Consider the following 22,451-nt stretch of genomic DNA (forward strand, 5'->3'; position numbering starts at 1 on the left):
ATATTAAATCAAGCGTAATGAAAAAAATCGCAATTCTGTCGATGACAATAGTGTTAAGTTTATTCTTGGCATGTCAGGAAGACACCTTTATGGAAGATTCGCAAGTGGAATATGCGCCACCAAGTGAATTAGAATATATGGATATGATCGGAGCCCGAGAAGGTCAGCGTATCATCAGCTTTCCTCCGGCGGTTGAAACAGGTGGATTAATTCCTGTCTTTGAAATTGTAAAAGTAAAAGATGGCAGCGGTAATGTACTGGGGGATGATCAGATGGCATTTATATCCATTGAAAATCCTGAAGTTGAAATACTTGTTGAAGAAGAAACAGGTGAAGATGTAACAGCTGTTAATTATAAAAATGCAGGTCGTATCACCGTTGCTGATGGTAATCTGCTGACAATTGATACTTACTCATTCGATATTAAAGTAACAACATATCCTACTGAAGGAGCAAAGGGGCTTGAAACAGTATTTGAAGATGGCTTTAAACTGGCGGTTGGTCCTGTTTTGGTTAATAACTTGAATTACATGCCAAAAACGCAGAATCTTTTATTAGATGGCTCTAAAGAAACCAGCAAGCCTTCTCTTGGTAAGAGCGCCAATACGGATGTGATATTTGAACTTGGTACGCATGCCGATATTTTCACCATCGATGCCACAACCGGTATAATTACTTTAAAAGAAGGTGCAGCAATTGAAGAAGGTACTTATTATCCACAGGTAAATGTGATCAATACTATCAGTGAAGAAGTGGTAATTTTCCAGGGAGAGAGTTTCCTTACCATCATTGTTTCAGCAGAGCCTGTTGAAATTCCGCTTAAGACCTTTAAGTTCTTCTATCCAACAATGGAAGCTGAAAATACCATGTACGGATACCGTAAGATCGTTACTGAGGCAGGAGCAGTGGCTGACAATAAAACATGGATACAGAGCGGAGCGTGTCCTTTGGCAGCAGATGATCGTCCGGATGAAGCAGCAGGCGCTAAATCAGTATTTACAAATATCGTTATCGGCGGTGAGTCCTTACCGCATGAATCATGGGTAGTGATGAATTCTCAGAATCTTGAGGATTACAGCTTCGGCTATGATTTGTCAGCTATATTCTGGATGAAGAACCAGTATGTCGAGTACATGACGGATGGCCGCACACCGACAGACCTTGAAGTTTATGTTTCATCTGATTTTGCCAGCAGCGTAGAAGATGCTACCTGGGAAAAAATTAATATGAAGCTAAAATGTGAAATCAATAATTCAGGTACCATTATCGATGGTACGCCTTATCCTGGTGATCAAAAAGGTGATGATCCTGATGGCAGAAAAGATACAGGAGCCAATGCCGATGCTAAATGGGTGAAGTGTACACTGGACCTGTCTCCTTACAAAGAATTGTCAAACTTTACACTGGCTTTCAAATTCGCATCATACTTCGAAGGTTCAATTTCGGGTGATACAGGTAGAGGAGGACGTTATTACATCTCAGATGTTCACATGCAGGCAACAGAATTGCCACAGGAATAATTATTGATAACAGGAGCATGCAAAGTGCTCTATTGTAAAGATATTAAAATGAAAAAGATACATATATTATTCATGTTCTTGCTAATGTCCGTAACTGTTTGGGCTCAACAAACTGTTACCGGAGTAGTACTGGACGAAACGAACTTGCCTCTACCAGGAGTAAATATAGTGGTGAAAGGTACTACCAATGGTACCATCAGTGATATGAACGGTAAATTTACCCTTAAAGAGGTAAAAGATAACGATGTGATCGTTTTCTCTTTTATCAGTTTTAAAACCGTTGAAAAAGAACTGAAGGGAAGAAGCAGTCTGACAGTAACCCTGAAACCTGAATCAATTGGTTTGAATGAAGTTGTAGCTATCGGATACGGCACTACCACTAAGCGTGATGTAACCGGTGCAGTGGCAAAAGTTACAACAAGTGACTTAATTAAAGCACCAACATCAAACTACGACCAGGCATTAGCCGGTAGGGTAGCCGGGGTGCAGGTGTCTTCAGCTGATGGTACACCTGGTCAGGGACTTAATATCGTTATTCGTGGAGGTAACTCCATCACAGGTGATAACTCACCGTTATATGTGGTTGATGGTATTCCTTTGGAAGATTTTGATCCGGCCAGTATCAGCTCAAATGATATTGAAAGTTTCGATATTTTGAAAGATGCTTCTGCAACAGCTATCTACGGGTCACGTGGTGCCAATGGTGTAATCATTATCACAACAAAAAGTGGTCGTCAGGATGGTAAAACAGATATTTCAGTGTCTGCCTCATCTGGTTTACAGTGGATACCCAACCGACTGGAGGTATTATCGCCTTATGAGTATGTTAAGTACCAGGAGGAGATTGCATATGCGAAAGATGGTTATAACCCATCGGATAATGTAGGTAGTTTTTATAAGCACTGGGTTGATCCGGAGTTATACCGTGATGCGGAAGGTACAAGCTGGCAGGATGAGATATTCAGGGTTTCAACCATCCAAAACTATAACTTGTCATTAAGTACAGGTAATAAAACATCAACGCTTTATTATTCGGGAGAGTACCTTGATCAGGAAGGAACATTAATAAATACAGGTTTTACTAAAATTCTTAACCGTCTTAAGTTTTCACACCGCATTAATAAAAAAGCCCAGGCGGGTGGTTATATACAGTATTCATACATTGATCGTAAAGGGATCAATATTGCCGGAAACAACTACACCAGTATTATTAAGGATGCTATTACTTTCCGTCCGGTAGAACCAATTAACAGTGATGGTATTGTTGGCGGTATCGATCCTAATGATCCCAATGATCGCCGTTTCAATCCAGTGAAGACCTTAAGTAATACTGACCGTTCCAACCGTCAGGATGTTGTTCGTGGTAACCTGTACCTGAACTATAAGCTGGCACCTGCCTTAACTTTAAAATTAACAGGAACCTATCAGGTTGATTCAAGAAGAGAAAGTCTGTTCTACGGAAAAGAGACCTACCAGGGATCCCGCGGAACCGATGGAATAAATGGTACCTTGACCACACGCCGTTACCAGACGCTGTCTACTTCCAATACTTTAAACTATAATAAAACCTTCAATCGTAAACACAAAGTAGGTGCATTAGCCGGTTTTGAAATTCAGGACAGAGTGTCGGAATATGGAAGAATGAAAAACTCACAAATCCCAACCGATGCCTTTGGTATTGATAAGTTAAGCATTGGTACAGCTCCCGGTATCCCCGATACCTGGAAATCAAGCAATGCTCTTGAGTCTTATTTTGGTCGTGTGAGCTACAGCTTTAAACAGAAATACCTTTTTACAGGTAACTTCCGTGCCGATGGTTCTTCAAAGTTCAGTGAAAAGAACCGTTGGGGGTATTTCCCATCATTCTCAGCAGCATGGCGAATTGGTGAAGAAACTTTTGTTAAAAACTTAGGTGCATTCTCAAACCTTAAAGTACGTGGTGGTTGGGGAATGACAGGTAACAACCGTATTGGAGACTATGAGGCGTATAACTTGCTGAATGTAAATTCTTCAAGTGGTTATACTTTTAATGAGGCTTATGTGCCCGGAACATACCAAAGTAATATGGGTGTACCTGATCTGCGTTGGGAAACAACAGCACAGGTAAACCTGGGTATTGATATGGGCTTCTTTAACCAGCGTGTACAGGCTACAGTTGACTATTACAAGAAAAACACGCAAGACTTGTTGCTTGATGCTGAAATGGCTTTAAGTACAGGGTTTAACCGGGTACAGCAGAATGTTGGAGAAGTAGAGAACCAGGGTCTTGAGATCAGTATCAATACGGTTAACGTTAAGAATAGCGATTTTGAATGGACGACTTCATTTAACATCTCTTTCAATAAAAATAAAACGATCAAACTGAATGACGGACAGGATGCCATTTATACTAATCCGGACTGGTCAAGTCAATACAATGAGTATCAATACATTACACAGGTTGGACAACCGGTGGGTATGATCTATGGACTGGAGTTTGAACGTTTATACCAGTTTGAAGATTTTAGCTGGAACAACGAATCACAAACCTACTCATTGAAAGAAGGTGTGGCCGATAACGGTGCTCTGCCTGTCGCGCCTGGAAGTATCATGTTTAAAGACCAGAATGGTGACGGTACCATCAATGAAGAAGACCGTGTCATTATAGGAAACCCGCATCCTGATCACTTTGGTGGTTTGACCAACGATTTCAGATGGAAGAACTTTGACTGTCAGGTGTTCCTGCAATGGTCAGTTGGGCATGACATCTTAAACGCCAACCGCATTGATTTTGAACAACCGCAAGCTAAAACAAACAGTGGTCTTACTGCACTGAAAGATTTATGGACTCCATACAATACCAATACAACTGTTAATACAATACGTTACCAGACAGTGTATGGTAAGGCGCCAAAAGGAAATAATGTTGATGATCGCTATGTTGAAGATGGTACATACCTTAAGCTAAAGACTGTAGCACTGGGTTATACACTGCCTCAGAACCTGTTAACAAGATGGGGAATCAAGCGCTGTCGTATTTATGTGTCAGGTCAGAACCTGATCACATGGACCAACTATTCGGGTTATGATCCGGATGTATCAGTTGGTAAGTATGGAGCATTAACACCAAACCTTGATTACTCGGCTTATCCTCAAAGTTCAATTGTATCAGGTGGAATTGAATTGGTTTTCTAAAAAGAAATTGGCTTAAACACAAAATAAAATGAAGATGAATCCTATAAATAAAATAATATTAAGCCTTTTGGTGCTTGTGGGTTTTGCTTGTTCAGATATTCTAGACAAGAAACCCGAATCGAATTGGAAGGTAGAAGATTTCTATTCTAATAACACAGAGGCACAACTGGGACTGGCAGGTATCTATTCATTCCTGGCCAGCACACGAGTATACGGATCAGATTATGTGATATTTGATTCAGGATCAGATGAAGGATATTATAACAGGCGCTATAACGAAAACTGGACGGTTGGTTTATACCGCCATACATCAGCCGATCTGATGGTTGAAAGACTATGGGTGCAATTATACGGTTGTGTCAATGCAGCCAATATGTTTATTGAACTATTAGATAAAAATGCCTTTGACGAAGACAGCTACAATTCGCTTATTGGTGAAGCAAAATTTATGAGAGCCTTTTCATATTTTCAGTTGGTAAGCTGGTATGGCGATATTCCATTGCGATTGACTTATGCAAAAGATCAGTCATCAAACCATGTGGCGGCTTCTTCTCAAGCAGATGTTTATAAGCAGATCATTGAAGACTTTACCTTTGCTTATCAGCATTTACCTCATGCCAGCGATGCTGATTATATTCCTGGCCATGCCAATAAAATGGCTGCTCACGGATTGTTGGCACGTGTATATCTTCGCATGGCCGGACAGCCTCTGATGGATACTGAAAAGTATGCGTTGGCCAAGGCTCATTGTGATTCTGTTATTCTTGATGACTGGCATGGTTTGCGTGTGGACAATGATAACCAGGGGTACCGTAATTTATTCCTTTCATACATCAGAAATGAACACGACCTTGAGGAGTCTTTATTCGAGATATCATTTACCAATATGCGTGATATGGGACTTCAGGTAGATGGTAAGATCGGTAATATCAACGGTATCTCATGGAACTATGGCGGTGAAGGCTACCCATTTGGTTATGCCATGTTAAATGCATCTCCAGTAGTAAAAAATATGTACAGCGATATTGATAGTCGTCTTGAATGGAACCTGAGAGGGTATAGGTACAGTAATGGCAATGCAATTGAAGTAACATCCACCATGAGTGGACAATATTGTCCGACAAAATACCGCCGTTGGGAACCTTCCAACTGGGATGACCTTGATCCGGCTGCGAAACCTGCCCCTGGAACCATTGAATCATATGTGATATTAGAGCCCGTGTCATCACCTAATAAGAATTATACAGGTATCAATTTCCCAATCTTACGCTATTCTGACGTGCTGCTGATGTATGCCGAAGCTGCCAATGCCGAAGAAGGTATGCCAAGTGAGAAAGCGATCGCCTGTCTCAATAAGGTGCGTAACAGGGCAGGACTTGCAAATATTGAAGAAGCAGCTCCCGCTGCCATTGCTTCTAAACATGCATTTTTAAAAGAAATACAGGATGAACGTATGCGAGAGCTTTGCTTTGAAGGCCTTCGTAAGCAAGACCTGATTCGCTGGGGTATTTTAGGAGAGCGCCTGGCTTTCATGAATGAAACCATTAAGGGAGATCCTAATTTTGATGCAAGGAAAGAACAAGATCAAAGTTACCTTCGTGCCGGTAATAACTATGATGAAACTAAGCATAATACTCTGCCATATCCATTGCAGGAAGTGAGTATCAATAACTTACTTGACCAAAAAGATAATTGGTAATAAAGTTTGTGTATTAAGAATAGAAACCGAAGCTTATTTATTTAGGCTTCGGTTTTTTTTCATTAAAGCAGAGGGAATATTTGTTGATTTGTTTATCAGTTTAAGAGTTGATGAATTGTCTAATCGTCGAATTGATAGAAAACTGTCAATAGCAGGCCTTAGGTCTGCCATATTTATAGCCGAGTGCAAAGTGCAGCAATGCCTTGATTTAAGATGCATTCATACCCCCTGCCGCAACCGCGGGTTTATTAATGCAGGGAGTCACTTGCAGCGGAAGCTATGGGACTTAATTATTTAACCACTTAGATGCAGAGAGATTTATGGCAATTTGCTGATTAGTTTAAAAGTTTAAGAGTTGATGAATTGTCTAATCGTCGAGTTGATAGAAAGCTGTCAATAGCAGGCCTTAGGTCTGTCATATTTATAGCCCCTGCAAAGTGCAGCAACGCCCTGGGTTAACATACATTGATGCCATCCAAATTGTACATCTCCACATCGTACTTTTTCATATCTCTGTATCCAATGGTTTGTATTTCAGTTATATATCGAAAAATAACCGTACGATCCAGTACATACATCTGTACAAATAAGCCCTTCATATTATGTAATTGCAAGTAGTTTAGCACTCATAATCAGATAGAAAAACTAATGTATTATGAAGAAACAATTACTACTATTAACAGCCATGATTATGGCGATTTCAGCTAATCTGCTGGCCCAGGAAACAGTTATATTTTACCCTGATTTCAGATACGATAATAACAGGGGATTTACCAAGCATAACATCACAGTAGGGTCGGTGGAAAGTAATCTGTGGAGTAGATCTACTAATTTGGATAAAATGCCTACTGACGCAGAACTGGGGTATACAAGAAATGCGGAGGCGACAAGCATAACAGCTAAAGGTTATGGCGGGGTTGGCGAAGCCTATGATATTACAGATACATATGCCGTTGTTGATGGTGTTGATTTAACAGCCTACCCACAGCATCAGGATTTTCAGGTAACATTCTTTACCCTGGCAGAATATGCACTGGGTAATTTCTCTGAATTTTCAGTGCTTGTAACTGATAATTACACCGATGATCCGACCACCACTGCCTGGACCGATGTAACAAGCCAGCTGGATCAGATTGATGATGATGTAAACTATGATGGAAAATGGACTAAATCGACGCTTGACCTTAACCAATGGAAAGGTGCTACTAATTTGGTTTTAGCTTTTCGTTACCAGGTAACAGCATCGGGAGTTGTTGATAAAACAGAGCCAGATCTTGACCGTCCGGGAGCATGGCGGGTTTGCGAAGTAAGGTTTACAACAACTGCAAAAACACTTAATACACTTACAGAATGGCAGTTTGATGACTTTAACATGTTTGAGATGATCAACCTTACAAGCACAAACGCACAGGGCTGGAAGCGTACCGAGACCTTACGAACAGGATTGGTTGAGCCACAAGGGGAAGATTACAAATCTATTCAGGCCAGTGCCGTTTACGAAGATGGAGCTCTGAAAAGTGTTTCACCAACAGAGACATGGACAGTGCTTAAAGCTGTCGATTTTACCGGATATTCAAAAGCCTATCTGTCGTTCTGGGGAATCAGCCAATATAAAAAAGGTGGCGATTCAGAACTTAGAATTAAAATGTCAACAGATTATGTCGCTGATCTGGCCGATCAGGCAGGGGCAGTAACAGCTGCAACATGGCTTGATGTAACAGCAGCCTTCAATCTTGATGAATCACTAGGGTATGACCAGGTTTGGGTGAATAGTATCGGTGGAGTTGATGTTGATGCTGCAAATCCAAATATTACGTTTGCCTTTGTTTATACCTGTACAGATACCTATAGTGATGTTAATGGAGCCAATGTGGACTACAGAGCTTCAACATGGAAGATTGGCGATGTTAAAGCAATGGTTGATCCTTTGGCAACAGCCATTGGTGATACCTATGAATTCAAAGCACCTCTTTTCTATCCTAATCCGGCACATGACCATTTAATGTTAAGTTCAGAGGTTGGGCAGGTTGAGTTCTATAATTTAGGTGGGCAAAAAGTAAATGTTAATTACAATGGTGGTGGCCAGGTAAATGTAGCCTCTCTTTCACCAGGTGTTTACCTGATAAGAATGGTATTGACCAACAAACAGGTTAAAGCGAGTAAAGTAATTATCAAATAAGGGTAGTAAATTATATTACCCTGTAAAAAACAGAACGATTCTCTGGCATTTTACATGTTGAGAATCGTTCTTTTTATAAACAACTTCATAAAATTGTTTCAATGCGTTTAGTCTTAATCATATTAAGCATCATTGCATCATTGAGTACAGTTGGCCAAAACTACCTGGGGCTCGAAGGCAGTGTTCCTTCTGACTGGTCGGCTTCAGACAATGGATTAAGCATCTCAGGCAAGCACTTTAAAATGGGATCTGAGTCGCTTATGTGGGATTGGAGCGAAGGGGCTCAGATCACAATTACTTCTCCGGCTGGTATGGCTGATGCTTGTAAAGAATACAAAGGTGGCATGATGCTTTGGATATATAATGAGGATCCGAAAGATGCAGATTTGACTTTCCAGTTTAAAAATGCCGCAGCTCAGGTGCAGTATCATTTTAATTACCATATAAACTTCTCTGGTTGGCGCGCCTGCTGGATTCGCTTCGATGAGGATATGTTGGGTAGCAAGGTTGACAAGAACCTGACAACTATGACTATTATCGCCCCTGTTGGTAAAGGAGGAGGAAAGTTGTTTTTTGACCGTATGAAGTTCCCTTCATCGCGTATTAACGACAGAGTGACACCTGATGCACAACTGGATTTTATTAATCCCGAAATGAATGCCAATCATTGGGCTGCCCTTTGGCATTGGCATAGCTCTTACGTGTATGAAAAGGTCTTGCCGGCAACAATGAGTGATGATGAAAACTTGGCAGCAGCAGACATACGTCAACGTATTACCAATGAAGTGGATGGAAGTGCACCTTCATCATCACGCATTACCGAACTTCAAAACGAATATAACGAGCTTAACATCCAAAGAAACGGGGGTGTTATTACAGGTGCTGCTTTTGTTGTGAAAGATGAAGCGCTGAATTCAAATAACGATAAATCATTTGAAGACATTGAACTACTGTTGTATGATATGGCAAAAGCCTGGCATCATAACAGGCAAAGTGGTTTTGATCAGATGTTTATTGATGTACTTGACTGGTTGTATGATCAGGGACTGGTTGTAGGAAGTGGTTTAGGTACCAACCATCACTATGGATATGATTTCAGAGGTGTTCCTAAAGCTATATGGTTAATGCAGGATGTGTTGAAAGACGCCGGTAAGTTCCAGGAGGCCTTTGATATGATACAGTATTGGACAGGAGTGCCTGAAATAAGACAGCTGCCGGAAACTGAAAACTTCCAGGGAATAGTTGATGCCTGGAATACCATTGTGGCAGGACGATTAATGGCCATTATGCTTCGTGATGATTCACCTGAATTGCTTCGCGACATGCGATCATACACAGAGTGGATGAATGCAGTTATGCAATACAGTGTTGGAACAATGGGAGGTTTTAAACCAGATGGTTCAGGCTTTCACCATGGAATGCTTTACGCAGGGTACATGAATGGCGGCTATGCAGGACTGGGAGAGGTGCTAAATTATGTTGGCAATACACCTTTTAATTTATCTGAAGAAGCCCGGGGCAATTTTAAAAAAGCCTTGTTTGTACATTCTTCTTATGCCAACCTGCGCTCTATTGTTAACAGTGTATGCGGTCGTAAACCGATGACACAGAACCTGGGAACGGGCTCTATCAATGCCTTCGCTTACCTGGCGAAAGCAAGTGATCCCATCGATACAGAGTGCGCAGCAGAATATATGCGCCTGACAAAATACAAGAAAGAGCTGTATAATGAGTTTAAGGCTTTAGGAATTGAGGCGGGCAATGCTCCAGGCGGCAATATTAGCCTCAATTATGGAGCACTTAACCTGCATCGTCGCGATAACTGGTTGGTGGCCATTAAAGGCTTTAACAAAATAGTGACCGGAACAGAGATATATACTTCAAACAACAGATATGGCAGGTACCAGAGTTATGGTACTGTGCAGATACTGGGAACCGGAACAACCGTTGACGCCGCACAAAGTGGTTTTAAACTACCAGGATGGGACTGGAATCGTTTTCCCGGGGCTACTACCATTCACCTGCCATACGATGAACTTAATTACAGTGGTGGAAACCTGAATGAACGTTCCAAAAATTCGGAGTTTGCCGGCGCTTGTTCCCTCAATGGTAACGGAGTATTCGGGATGTACCTGGATGAAAATGATTATACCAATTATACAGATGACTTTGTGGCCAGAAAGTCTGTCTTTTCATTTGATAACCGTGTTATCTGCCTTGGAAGTGGTATATCCAACAGCAATACTGACTATCGTACCGAAACAACACTTTTCCAAACAGCCCTGGCCTCTCAAAGTGAGAAGATCATTATTGATGAAAATGAAATAAGCCAGTTTCCTTATAGTAATGACTTGGAAGTAAATGATCCTGTTAACCTGATGGATGCAAAAGGCAATGGGTATTATCTGCCTGGCGGTAAAATTCATGTGACAAGAACGAACCAGGAGTCGCGCGATGAAAAGAAGAAGACAGTCAATTATGGTGATTTTGCAACGGCATGGATTGACCATGGTCTGGCACCGCAGGCTGCAGCTTATGAATATGCAATTTTAGTCCAGACCAATGCGTCTGAGCTTGCAACGTTTAGTCAAAACATGCAGGGTGTCGACAAGCCATATGAGGTGATCAGAAAAGATAATGTCGCGCATATCGTATCAGATAGGACAAGTTATACAACAGCTTATGTGATGTTTAGTGCCGATGAAGCCATTTCATCAAAACATATTAAAGGCGTTTCATACCCATGTCTTGTCATGGCTAAGGATGAAACAGATGAAACTGTCCGACTGGCCTTTGCCGACCCGGCCATTAATATGAATGTTCCCGCCGGATTGACAGGAGCAGATGAGGCAAAAGAACGTAAGGTCAGGGTGACACTGAATGGCAAATATTCGCTCAATGAAAGCAATGAAAAATGTCGTTTGATCAGCTCTGATAATGACTTTACAGTGCTTGAATTTACAGCCATACATGGCTTGGTGGTCGAGGTAAGCCTGAGCAAAGCACAAACCACCGATATTGACAGTGATGATCTGGGGTACACGATTTATGTGTACCCCAACCCTGTTGAAAATAGCTTATTCATAGAATCAGTTCAGCCCTGTACTTCATTGAAGGTGTGCAACCAGGCGGGGCAGTTAGTATTATCTTCAGCCGGGCACACGGATGAGTTGGATGTGGCACACCTTAGCAATGGCTTATATTTTCTGGATCTTAATTTTGGCAGTGGTAAAAACAAGGTGTTTAAGTTTATTAAAAAGTAAATGAGAGGCATGTTTAACAAACAGATATGTGTATTGCTGATATGGATTTTAACCTGTACCTCAGGAATGGCCCAGACAATTGAAGTCAATAATACGCGCGAATTAGAGTTAAAAATAAGAGAGGCCCAACCAGGTACAACCTTTAGTCTGAGCCGTGGGGAGTACAAAGATATTCAACTTATTGTAGAGCAGTCAGGCACCGAAGAGAACCCTGTTGTCATTAAAGCAAAGCAGCCGGGGCAGGTGGTTTTTTGTGGTGATGTAAAGGTGGAATTAAAAGGTGATCATATCACTTTGAGCGGCATTTACTTCAGGGATGGGGCACGTGATGCAAAAGAGTGGCGATCTCATGGACCGGGGCTGGTTGCCATATACGGTAGTTACAATCGTGTTACCCAATGTGCATTTCATTGTTTTGATACGGCCAATTCGGCATATGTTACCACTTCCGTCAGAGAGGATGGTACTTTCCCAACGCATTGCCGCATTGATCACTGTTCATTTACCGAGAAGATTACCTTTGACCAGGTTATTAACCTGAATAATACGGCCAAAGCAGATAAAACACCAGGGGCTAAGGCTGCTGGTCCCATGTACCATCGAATCGATCACTGTTTTTTTGCTAATCCAAAGAAACCTGGCAATGCCGGAGGTGGTATCCGCATTGGCTACTGGCGCAAGGATGATGGGCGTTGCCTGGTTGACTCCAACCTGTTTATGCGACAGGATTCAGAACCGGAGATAATCACCAGTAAATCGCGCGAAAATGTCTATTACGCCAATACCTTTCTAAACTGCCGGGGTACACTTAATTTTCGACATGGGGATAAGCAGGTGGCCATCAATAACTTTTTTATAGGCGACGATACGAAGTACGAGTATGGTGGTATGTTTGTATGGGGCAGTGAACACCTGATTGCGGCTAATTACTTTGAATTGCCCACTACCATTAAGTCAAGAGGTAACGCGGCATTGTACTTAAACCCAGGTGCCAGGGCCTCAGAGCATGCATTGGCTTTTAATATTAGTATTTGTAATAATACCTTTGGGCCTGTAAACGGCCATGCCATTCATTTTCAGCCCCTGACAGACCGTCGTATGGAAACCTGTAGCGCAAAACAACTGAAGTTTGAATACCCCTCCGATATACGCTTATATAGCAATGCTTTTGCAAAGACAACAGGAGAATATACCTTGTTTAAAAATGATGACCTGGAAAAGAATGCCCTTCAATGGAGCGGTAACATAAGCACAACAAAGAATTTTGGCATGTCTGTCAAGGACGGCATAATGGTATGCAAGAAAGGAAAGGTGCATAAGCAGCCTTATGTAGTTTATGAAAAGGGAGGAACATTTGATATCCCGGGTATCCCCGAATACGTTTTTATGAAAGCAAATAGCTTTATAGATAATAAACCCCTGACGTTTGAAGAGGTAGGACCACATTGGTTGACTGAGATTCCAGGTACCTATGCTCAAACCGGCAAACTAAGCAAGGATGTACAGCAACGCTTTAAGGAAGTGATAAGTAAAAGAACGAATAAGAAACGCTGATTTGTCTATTTGTCGAATCGTCGAATTGTTAAATCGTTGAAGAGTTTATTAGTTGAATGGTATAACGACCTAATGATCTAATGATCTATTGGTCGATTTGTCGATTTGTCGAATCGTTGAACTGATGAAAGAGATGATTGTCAGTCAGTATTTAATCCACAAATTTAGCTTTGCTGATTTTTAATTTACGGATTATAATGACTGCGCCATTATTAATTACCAAGCTGTCAATAGCAGGCTGTAGGTCTGCCATATAATAGCCCGGGGCAAAGGGTAGCGATGGGCAAATGCCCGATCGTGACAAATACATAATTAATTTGAACAACTCATCCGGTGAGTTAATCACAAAAAAAAGCTGCGATCAATTTTTTGATCGCAGCTTTTTGCTTTCATCCATACAAGCTCTTAAATAAACTTATAAACGCATGTATGCTTATAATGCTCTTCTGCCTTCAGTGTGGCATTCGGAAAGTTCGCTTTGTTTGGTGAATCAGGGAAGATCTGTGTTTCTAATGCAACACCAGCCCATTTTTCAATGGGAGCACCCAGTTTTCCTTTCTCTGAACCATCAAAATGGCTACCGGTGTATATCTGAACACCCGGCTGATCGGTGTACACTTCCATGGTACGTCCTGCTCCTTTGTGCTCCAAGCGGGCTGCCAGCTTCAATGAACCATCATAACCGTTGATCACAAAGTTGTGGTCGATACCATCAACCAACTTCACTTGTGGACAATCGGCTGTTAAAGTCTCACCAATTTTCTTTGCAGAAGTAAAATCCATACCAGTTCCTTTTACCTCGCTTATTTCACCTGTTACGGTACCAATCTCACCATCAATAGGAGTGAACTTCTCTGCATTTAATAACAACTCGTGCTCTGCCACAGTACCTGTTCCTGCACCTTCAAGGTTGAAGTAGGCATGAGAAGTCAGGTTAATGATGGTATCTTTTGTTGATACAGCATCATATTCAATAACAAATTCATTGTCTTCTGTTAAACCATAGGTAACAATAGTTGTCAGCTCACCAGGGTAATTCTGATCGCCATCAGGGCTGACCAAAGAAAGGTTATAGGCTTGTGCAAATTGAGGAAGCTCAACTTCTTCTACCTCCCATGTGCGCATGTTAAAACCATCATTACCACCATGTAGGTGGTTAGGACCATTGTTAACGTCCAATTGAATTGTTTCTCCGTTTAACTCAAACTGACCTTTAACAATTCGGTTAGCATAACGGCCACACAATGCGCCAAAATAGGCATCACCTGCCAATGCTCCTTCCGTTGTTTCGTATCCGATCACAACATCAGCAATTTCACCTTTCGTATTTGGTACTTTTATGCCGGTCACCTGACCGCCGCGTGCAATAAACGTTACTTCAACGCCTTTGCTATTTTTTAATGTAAAAACATCAGATGCTTTTGTCATCTCTGTAAAATATAAGGTTAATAGATTGTACTTATCTTCTGATCTTCGATCCTTTTAGAGCAAAGAATATAATGTAGGCGTAAAAGAAAAAGAAGAACGCATAGGCAATACCATAGTTGGCCGTAGCAGGATCGGCAACTCCATTGGTAACGGTAGCTGTTGAATCAACAACTTTACCCATAATGAACATCCACATGCCTGTGAATACAACACCTGTACAAATAATTCCTGAACCCAATTTAGCAGCAGAGGCAGGGATATCTTTCATCGATAAGTCGAATAAAACAGACCACATAATAGATAAGAATAAACCCTGTGCGATCAATGGCCATATTGAGAAAGCAGATCCTTTAGTTAAGAAGAATGTTGCCAGTAAAGCCACACAAATAACCGAGTTAACAAGCAACACCTTTGAAGCCTCGTATTTCTTTAATAATCCGGCACCTGCCAATCGACCAATAAAGAAGCCTAATGGATAGAATCCAAGAATCTTGGAAGCAAAATCCATCGTCTTACCTTCCACATTGTATTCGACATAGTTTAAGAAGTAGTTACCAACGCCAACTTCAAGTCCCATGTACATGCCAATGGCGATAAAGCCAAGAATCAAGTGAGGATAACTCCACGCACTTCGACCTTCACCCTTTGCGCCATCATCTGACTCATCTTCAATAGCCGGTAAGTTCATAAATACCAGTAAAACAGCTGTACCGATTGAAATACCAGCCAGTGCGATAAACATCGTTTTTGCCAGGCCTTCATTAACCGATACATCACCATTACTTGATGATAAAATATATCCTCCGATTACCGGAGCTAACACAGCTGCCAGTGAGTTAATGGCCATAGCCAATGTTAATCGTGACGCTGATGTTTCAGGTGTGCCTAATGCAATAACATAAGGATTGGCGGCAACCTGCAATACAACAACGCCAATAGCGGTTACAAATAAACCTGCCAGCACCATTGAATAGCCAATGCTTAGTGCAGGAACAAAAATGGCGCAACCTATTCCGGTAATAACAGAACCGATGATAACACTCATTTTATATCCTATTTTCTTAACCACCCCGCCAACCGGAATGGAGATGATGTAAGCACTAAAGAAGGCTGCACTTACCAATTGAGCCTGGCTTTCTGAGATAGAAAACTGGACTTTCATAAATGGTACCAGAATGTTGTTAATCCATGTTACAAATCCAAGCAGGAAAAGCAGGAAGGACATAATAGCGAAGGGTACCGTATAGTTTGTTTTTGAATTTCCCATTTTAATAAAAATTGGTGTAGTTAGTAAAAGGAAAAAGGGTCTGTCCAAAATCTAAGTTTCATGCCAGGACCGCTAAGAATTACGCAAAGAACACAAAGTAAATGGGTTTATGCTTCAATACTTTGCGCACTTTGCGTTGATGCTTTCCTGGCGAGAAATATCATTGATTCAGGACATCCTCTTTAATCATATTATAATTCAACCTGTACGGCACCTTTAGAACGGATAAATAACTTGTGACAGTTACCTTTACCGAATACAGATTCTAAGGTTGAGATATAGTCATCCAACAGATCATTTGGTACAAATGCCTGGATAGTACCTGCAAATCCACCGCCATGAACGCGCCATGCACCTTTACCTTTCAATACTAATTCAGAAAGAGCCAATGCTAATGCCACATTCTGGTGCCTGGTTTCACCACCAACAAAAATATTCTGGTTATACATGTATGAGCTAAATCCTGACTCAACAACCAATTCCAGGAATTTGTCGAAGTTACCCGATTCCAATGCATCTACCTGGTATACGACACGTGAGTTATCAGCCTGGAAGTGGATAGAACGTAATAAGGCACGGTCACCTACTTTCTCGCGAATAGCAGGAATACCTTTCACTACATCTTCCATTGATAAGGGGCGTAATACTTCCTGACCAAGCTCCTGAGCTACCGACTTCATCTCACCCGGTAAGGCGTTGTACTCTTCATCCAATCCGCCGTGGCTACCACCTGTGTTGGTAATTACCAATGAATAACCTGTTTTGGCAAAGTCGAAATCCAATGCTTTTACAACCGGATTAGCTTTGTCAGCAAAGTCAATGGTGATGAAACCACCAACCGCACAAGCTGTCTGATCCATTAAACCACAGAATTTTTTACAGGCGTGCTCAGCTTTCTGACCAAACTTGGCATTGTCAACAGGATCTAATTTTCCATCGTTGAAAAGGTTGCTGAAAATAGCACCAACCAATACCTCAAATGAAGCAGATGAGCTCAAACCTGAACCTTCTGGCACACAACCGTGGATAACTGCATCGAATCCTGCAACTTCCAACCCGATACCTTTGATTTCCTTGGCAATGGTTCTTACAATATTATCAGGTGTCAACTTAAATTCTGTTACTTCCAATTCGCTTAGGTCCACTTCGAAAGGATCGAATCCTACTGATGTGATGCGAACTTTGTTTGTTCCGTTAGGTGCAGCAACAGCAATGTTGTCAAGGTTAACAGCACCTGCTAAAACACGACCTAACTGGTGATCAGTGTGGTTACCACCAACCTCAGTACGGCCAGGTGAGCTTAAAAGCATTACATCATCCGTTCCATAGATGCTTTTGAACTCGTTCATATATTTGATATAACGATCAGCCTGTTCTTGTAAAACGACTTCGTCAGTACCATAAATCTCTTTGAAAAACGGATTGTTACCACCGTTAATCTTTTCAATTAAACTTGTAATCTGCATATCTAAACTGAATTAAGTGTTATTGTTATGAGCTGCCAGCTATCAGAAGACAGCCGACAGCCTTATCATATTTTATTTAGCTTTATAATGTGTTGTCGGTAAATCACGCAAACGCTGCGCAGCTTGTTCTGCTGTGATATCGCGTTGTGCGTTGGCCATCATTTCATAGCCTACCATAAATTTCTTAACCGTTGCCGAACGAAGCAATGGCGGGTAAAAATGCATGTGCAGGTGCCACTCCGGATGCTCTTCACCATCGGTTGGTGCCTGGTGAATACCTGCCGAATAAGGGAATGATACCTCAAACAGGTTATCATACATCACTGTCAGCTTTTTGTATGCATCAGCCAGGGCAGTACGTTCATCGTCACTTAACTGAGTTAAGTTAGATACGGCACGCTTACTTACGATCATAGCTTCAAAAGGCCAGGTAGCCCAGAATGGTACCAATGCAACAAAGTGCTCGTTCTCCACTAAAATACGCTCGCCTGATTTTAACTCATCAGCCACATAGTCTTCCAGGAGGGTTTTACCGTGCTTGTCGAAATACTCCTTCTGCTTAAGCGCTTCCTTGGCAGGTTCAACGGGTACAGAATATTGTCCCCAGATCTGACCGTGTGGGTGAGGGTTACTACAACCCATGATATCACCTTTGTTCTCAAAGATCTGAACATGCTTGATATAATCCAATGCGCCAATTTCTTCATATTGCTCGCACCATAGGTCCACCACCTTCTTAATATTCTCCACTTCCATTTCAGGAATCGTCAAATCGTGGCGTGGAGAGAAGCAGATAACTTTACAAAAACCACGTTCACTCTCAGCCCGGAATAGCTCGCCATTGGTGTAGTTACCCTCCGGAATATCAGGAACCAATGCGCTAAAGTCATTCTGAAATACAAAAACATCTTTGTACTCAGGATTTTTATGACCTCCTGCTCTTTCATTACCAGGGCATAAGTAACATTTTTCATCGTACTCAGGACGCTGTTCAATGGCTGGCTTCTCTACCTTACCTTGCCAGGGACGTTTTGTTCTGTGTGGTGATACCAATACCCAGTCGCCTGTCAATGCGTTATAGCGCCTGTGTGAATGTTCTGTAAATTCAAATTGTTCCATAATAGTATTTGTGCAGTAGTTATTTTATATCGTTCGCTTAAATATCGGGTGATTGAATTCCCCCTCTTGCTTCGGTTTAAATTTGAAGTAAAAAGCTCCTTTCTTCGATTCAGACATATCTTTCTCATCCAGTTGCTCCAGAACTTTTAATGAGAGTATTTTCTTGCGGAAGTTGCCAGGGTCAAATTGCTTCTGAAAAATCTGATCATATAGATTACGAAGGCGTGTAATGGTAAATTTCTCAGGTAATAACTTACGGCCAATAATTTCATAGCTTGATCGCTGACGCAGTTTCTCCAGGGCTTTCTCTACCAGTATGTCATGATCAAAAATAAGGGGAGGTAACTCTTCAAGGGTGTACCATTTGGCGCCATAATCTTCAAGAAGATTACTGGCTTTTTCATCAATCTTTATGAGTGCATAATATTCTACGGTTATTACACTACCACCCGGATCACGTTCAGGATCTGAAAAAGTATGAACCTGCTCAAGAAAAATATCTTGCAGGCCGGTTAATTTATTCAATACTCTCCGTGCCGCATCTTCTGATGATTCATTGTGGTTAACCCAACCACCCAGTAAGGACCATTCACCTTTGGCAGGCTCAATGGCACGTTGAAAAACCAGCAATTTTAGCTTTTCTTCTTCATAACCAAAAATAACGCAGTCAACTGATACAAAGCGCTTATTTTCCTGGTATTGATCGTAAATATTTGTGTTCATAGCGCTACAAATATAAAAGTAAATTTTACTTTTAAAGCATTTTAAAGGTAAAATTTACTTTTTATTACCTGCGTCTATAATTTATTGTTAGTAAGTTGAAAGTGTATTGTGGTTGGAAGTCTATAAATAGGATTTGAAATTTTAGACATTAGCTGGGATTATCAGCAATCGGGTTATATGAAAAGCCTTGAAGAAGCCACAGACGATTGGAAAAATGCGCTTGATCAATAATTTTAATTTGTGATGTAACTGCAGAGCAAGCCAGAGCCGCTTAAAGGTTCTTACGAAGGTATTATTGCTTAACGACTTGTTACGAATGGACAATTGTATGGGTTTGTTTACTGAAGAATCAATCGGCAGTGCAGAAGAAAATTTTGAATAAAGCTACACTCTATAGTGGCACATTTGTTTTACCAGGTTATTTAATTAATAAGACTTCCCTTTCGCCACACTCTTTTTCAACATATAATAAACAACCACTATTGCGATTACAAGCCACAAAATACCGATGGTGATGGACGGGATGCCTGTCATTTGGGCAATTTGGTCGGCATCACTGCCAATACCAGTCCTTGAGATTAAGTCCGATTTAATATCAAGTATCACATAAAGGCAGCTGGTTAAACCAATGAATTTTAGTAAGAACTGGAGGATATTCAGGGGCAGGTATTTAATAGATGCAAACATAAAAAGCGTAAAGCCGGCACAGAATAAAATGCCAAATAGTTCACCCGACTTAATAACGTAATAGGTGATAATCAAAGATCCAACGCCAATCACTCCGGCAAGGAATTTTATATAGTTTGTGCGGGCGGCTGTCAGAAAGATAATGGCCCCCAGTATTAAACTGCCTATATAACCGGCGCTGGCAATCATAAATGCAGGCCAGAAACCTGGTGGGTGTGCAGTGGTGCACGACCCTCCAATCATATGGTTGATCTCAATCTTAACAATGTCACCACCCATCAGCTCTGCCATTAAACCATGACTAATCTCGTGCAACATCACCACGAAGATCTTTATCGGGTAGATAACAACAGTATCCCATAGTAATATGGCAATAATAAACATGCCTATCAGGATCAATGTTTCTTTTGTGGTTTTGCTCATTCTCATACAAGCTTTTAGAATTAATAACGAAATCTGCCTTAAAAAGAACCTTGGCGATACGGCTCAAAATGCATCAACCTCCTAAAAATGGACCTTTCCACAGCATTTCTTGAACTTCTTTCCACTGTTGCACGGACATGGATCATTCCTGCCGATTCTACCATTCTTCTTATTCAGGTCGCGATCATGCATATCATGATTAAAGATCTCTTCTAATAAGCTATACAATTCAGGGTGATTCTTAGAAAGCAACTTAGGACGTTCAAAGAAATATTCGCTGATAACTGAAAAGAATTCAGCTCTATTGGTGGCTCCATATGGGTTGATATCAGACATACCTTCATAGATGTCATCAATCTTTTTATTGATCATGTCAATCCATGGAATGGTATATTGCTTTTCGAGGAGCAAAGCCGGAACGCCATCTACTTGTCCATCTGATTTGTCAATCAGGTGAACGAATTCATGAATGGCCGTATTTTTCTTATCCGATTCATTGGCAAAGCCATGTAGTAAGGCCGGTTTCGACAAAATCATTTTGCCTTCCATAATGCCACTGCCTACCATTCCCAGTATATTGGTATCTTCTCCGCTTGTCTCAAACTTATGGTTGAATGAAGAAGGGTATAGCAGTACTTCTGCCAGGTTCTGATAACGCCAGTGGGGAAACGAAAAAATGGGAATAATGGCACTGGAGGCCACCAGTACCTTATCAACATCATCAATGCCAACTCCTATGCCGGTAATGCGGCAATTGGCCAGGAATTCACGTACTTTAAATTCAAATAACTCCTTTTCTTTCGGGTTTAGGCTGTTATAAAAGTTCACCTTTTCAGTGAGGATCTTGCGCCATTCGAGCTTCATTTTCCCCTTGGGTTTAATCCATTTTTCTGATTTCCAGTAGAAACGATATAGTAAGTAAGCGCAAAGAGCGACAATTCCAAAGAAGGTTAGGTACATATTCATGTTGATAAAAATAAATAATCAATGGAGGAAGTCCAAACTATAAAATGGATCTCATAAAGTGAGTAAAGAAAAAAGCAGATACAGAGTCGAAAATTATTGTTATATATCAGCTTATTATTAATCACTATTTTTACCCCATGAGTAAAAAAGACCTGAAACTATACCTTCGCGAACTGGATAAGGAGCAGCTGGAAGACCAGATTATCGATTTATACACACGTTTTAAGGAGGTAAAAGAGTATTACGATTTTGCATTCAACCCAAAGGAAAGCAAGTTAATGGAGGAGTGTAAACTGAAGATCTCAAAGGAGTATTTTCCGGTTAGCGGACGCAAAGCCAAGATGAGGCGGTCGGTAGCTCAAAAGTATATTCGCCATTTTAATCGACTGGGTGTTGAGCCATCTTTAGTGGCTGATGTAATGTTTTACCACATTGAAATTGCACAAACCTACTCATCAGAGCAATTTGTCAGGCAGGAAGCATTTTACAAAGCCATGCTTAAGGCCTTTACAGAAGCGCTTCAGTACGTCGATGAGCATGGAATACGAAAAGAATTTATGGAGCGTATTCAGCAGGTTGTCCATATGGCCAATGAGCAGCGCTGGATGAACCGGCAGGGGTTTGAGCGGGTGCTTTAATATTATATACATGATTTCAGGCTTATACATGTAGCTCAGCCCATTCAGGGATTAGGCGGAGTAGGGGTCACTTATAATGAAGTTGTTCCGGCAATATTAATTTTATACGAACTTCCTGATGAACTATTGCAGTTATACATTTCATAATGGAAGTTTGTTCTGAAGGCAATGTCATTAGGTTAAGATAATTCGATCTATATAAAAGACTGAAGGTCTTTAACATCACAACAAGGGGCAACGCCTTTTAGTGTTCGAAAAGAAGTTTTATAAACGTATAGATCTATGCATCATGTAAATCAGCTCTCCTCCTTACAAAAAGCTACTCTTTACTGTTATTATTGTTCA

The 22,451-nt window shown here is 41.1% G+C and carries 15 protein-coding genes; 7 read left to right on the forward strand and 8 right to left on the reverse strand.

Annotated elements, in window-relative coordinates:
• Nucleotides 1–17: 17 nt before the first annotated feature.
• The 3 genes from ACRD69_RS23025 to ACRD69_RS23035 are packed head-to-tail and all read left to right on the forward strand — an operon-like array spanning nucleotide 18 to nucleotide 6,393.
• On the forward strand, nucleotides 18–1,520 hold the full coding sequence (locus tag ACRD69_RS23025; protein WP_430817512.1) for a hypothetical protein: 1,503 nt from the start codon (nucleotides 18–20) through the stop codon (nucleotides 1,518–1,520).
• Nucleotides 1,521–1,568: 48 nt separating this feature from the next.
• Nucleotides 1,569–4,694 carry a SusC/RagA family TonB-linked outer membrane protein gene (locus ACRD69_RS23030; RefSeq protein WP_430817513.1) on the forward strand — a complete coding sequence of 1,042 codons (3,126 nt, stop codon included), beginning with the start codon at nucleotides 1,569–1,571 and terminating at the stop codon, nucleotides 4,692–4,694.
• Nucleotides 4,695–4,728: 34 nt separating this feature from the next.
• On the forward strand, nucleotides 4,729–6,393 hold the full coding sequence (locus ACRD69_RS23035) for a RagB/SusD family nutrient uptake outer membrane protein (protein ID WP_430817514.1): 1,665 nt from the start codon (nucleotides 4,729–4,731) through the stop codon (nucleotides 6,391–6,393).
• A 455-nt stretch (nucleotides 6,394–6,848) separates the two neighbouring features.
• On the opposite strand, the gene ACRD69_RS23040 is transcribed toward ACRD69_RS23035, so the two are convergent.
• Nucleotides 6,849–6,992 carry a hypothetical protein gene (locus tag ACRD69_RS23040; protein WP_430817515.1) on the reverse strand — a complete coding sequence of 48 codons (144 nt, stop codon included), beginning with the start codon at nucleotides 6,990–6,992 and terminating at the stop codon, nucleotides 6,849–6,851.
• A 56-nt stretch (nucleotides 6,993–7,048) separates the two neighbouring features.
• Here ACRD69_RS23040 and ACRD69_RS23045 point away from each other — a divergent pair, with 56 nt between their 5' ends.
• From ACRD69_RS23045 to ACRD69_RS23055, 3 genes are all read left to right on the forward strand, one after another.
• Entirely contained in the window at nucleotides 7,049–8,572 is a 1,524-nt protein-coding gene (locus ACRD69_RS23045) for a T9SS type A sorting domain-containing protein (protein WP_430817516.1), read from the forward strand.
• 101 nt (nucleotides 8,573–8,673) lie between these two features.
• On the forward strand, nucleotides 8,674–11,835 hold the full coding sequence (locus ACRD69_RS23050) for a chondroitinase family polysaccharide lyase (RefSeq protein ID WP_430817517.1): 3,162 nt from the start codon (nucleotides 8,674–8,676) through the stop codon (nucleotides 11,833–11,835).
• Between the two features lie 9 nt (nucleotides 11,836–11,844).
• Complete coding sequence (locus tag ACRD69_RS23055; RefSeq protein WP_430817518.1) at nucleotides 11,845–13,389, forward strand: chondroitinase-B domain-containing protein; 1,545 nt, start codon at nucleotides 11,845–11,847, stop codon at nucleotides 13,387–13,389.
• A gap of 405 nt (nucleotides 13,390–13,794) precedes the next feature.
• Here ACRD69_RS23055 and ACRD69_RS23060 read toward each other — a convergent pair whose 3' ends face one another.
• From ACRD69_RS23060 to ACRD69_RS23090, 7 genes are all read right to left on the reverse strand, one after another.
• On the reverse strand, nucleotides 13,795–14,817 hold the full coding sequence (locus ACRD69_RS23060) for an aldose epimerase family protein (protein ID WP_430817519.1): 1,023 nt from the start codon (nucleotides 14,815–14,817) through the stop codon (nucleotides 13,795–13,797).
• Nucleotides 14,818–14,848: 31 nt separating this feature from the next.
• Complete coding sequence (locus ACRD69_RS23065) at nucleotides 14,849–16,084, reverse strand: MFS transporter (RefSeq protein WP_430817520.1); 1,236 nt, start codon at nucleotides 16,082–16,084, stop codon at nucleotides 14,849–14,851.
• A gap of 191 nt (nucleotides 16,085–16,275) precedes the next feature.
• Nucleotides 16,276–17,550: a galactokinase gene (locus tag ACRD69_RS23070; protein ID WP_430817521.1), complete on the reverse strand. Its 1,275-nt coding sequence runs from the start codon at nucleotides 17,548–17,550 to the stop codon at nucleotides 16,276–16,278.
• Between the two features lie 72 nt (nucleotides 17,551–17,622).
• Nucleotides 17,623–18,669 carry a UDP-glucose--hexose-1-phosphate uridylyltransferase gene (locus ACRD69_RS23075; protein ID WP_430817522.1) on the reverse strand — a complete coding sequence of 349 codons (1,047 nt, stop codon included), beginning with the start codon at nucleotides 18,667–18,669 and terminating at the stop codon, nucleotides 17,623–17,625.
• 24 nt (nucleotides 18,670–18,693) lie between these two features.
• Nucleotides 18,694–19,392: an NUDIX hydrolase gene (locus tag ACRD69_RS23080; RefSeq protein ID WP_430817523.1), complete on the reverse strand. Its 699-nt coding sequence runs from the start codon at nucleotides 19,390–19,392 to the stop codon at nucleotides 18,694–18,696.
• Between the two features lie 426 nt (nucleotides 19,393–19,818).
• A complete protein-coding gene (locus ACRD69_RS23085; RefSeq protein ID WP_430817524.1) occupies nucleotides 19,819–20,502 on the reverse strand; it encodes a M50 family metallopeptidase in 684 nt (227 codons plus the stop codon).
• Between the two features lie 81 nt (nucleotides 20,503–20,583).
• Nucleotides 20,584–21,468, reverse strand: a complete 885-nt coding sequence (locus ACRD69_RS23090; protein WP_430817525.1) for a M90 family metallopeptidase — start codon at nucleotides 21,466–21,468, stop codon at nucleotides 20,584–20,586.
• A 137-nt stretch (nucleotides 21,469–21,605) separates the two neighbouring features.
• Here ACRD69_RS23090 and ACRD69_RS23095 point away from each other — a divergent pair, with 137 nt between their 5' ends.
• Nucleotides 21,606–22,106: a DUF6155 family protein gene (locus ACRD69_RS23095; RefSeq protein ID WP_430817526.1), complete on the forward strand. Its 501-nt coding sequence runs from the start codon at nucleotides 21,606–21,608 to the stop codon at nucleotides 22,104–22,106.
• Nucleotides 22,107–22,451: the final 345 nt, after the last annotated feature.

The organism is Carboxylicivirga agarovorans, from assembly GCF_050589845.1.
In the GTDB taxonomy this organism is placed as follows: Bacteria; Bacteroidota; Bacteroidia; order Bacteroidales; family Marinilabiliaceae; genus Carboxylicivirga; species Carboxylicivirga agarovorans.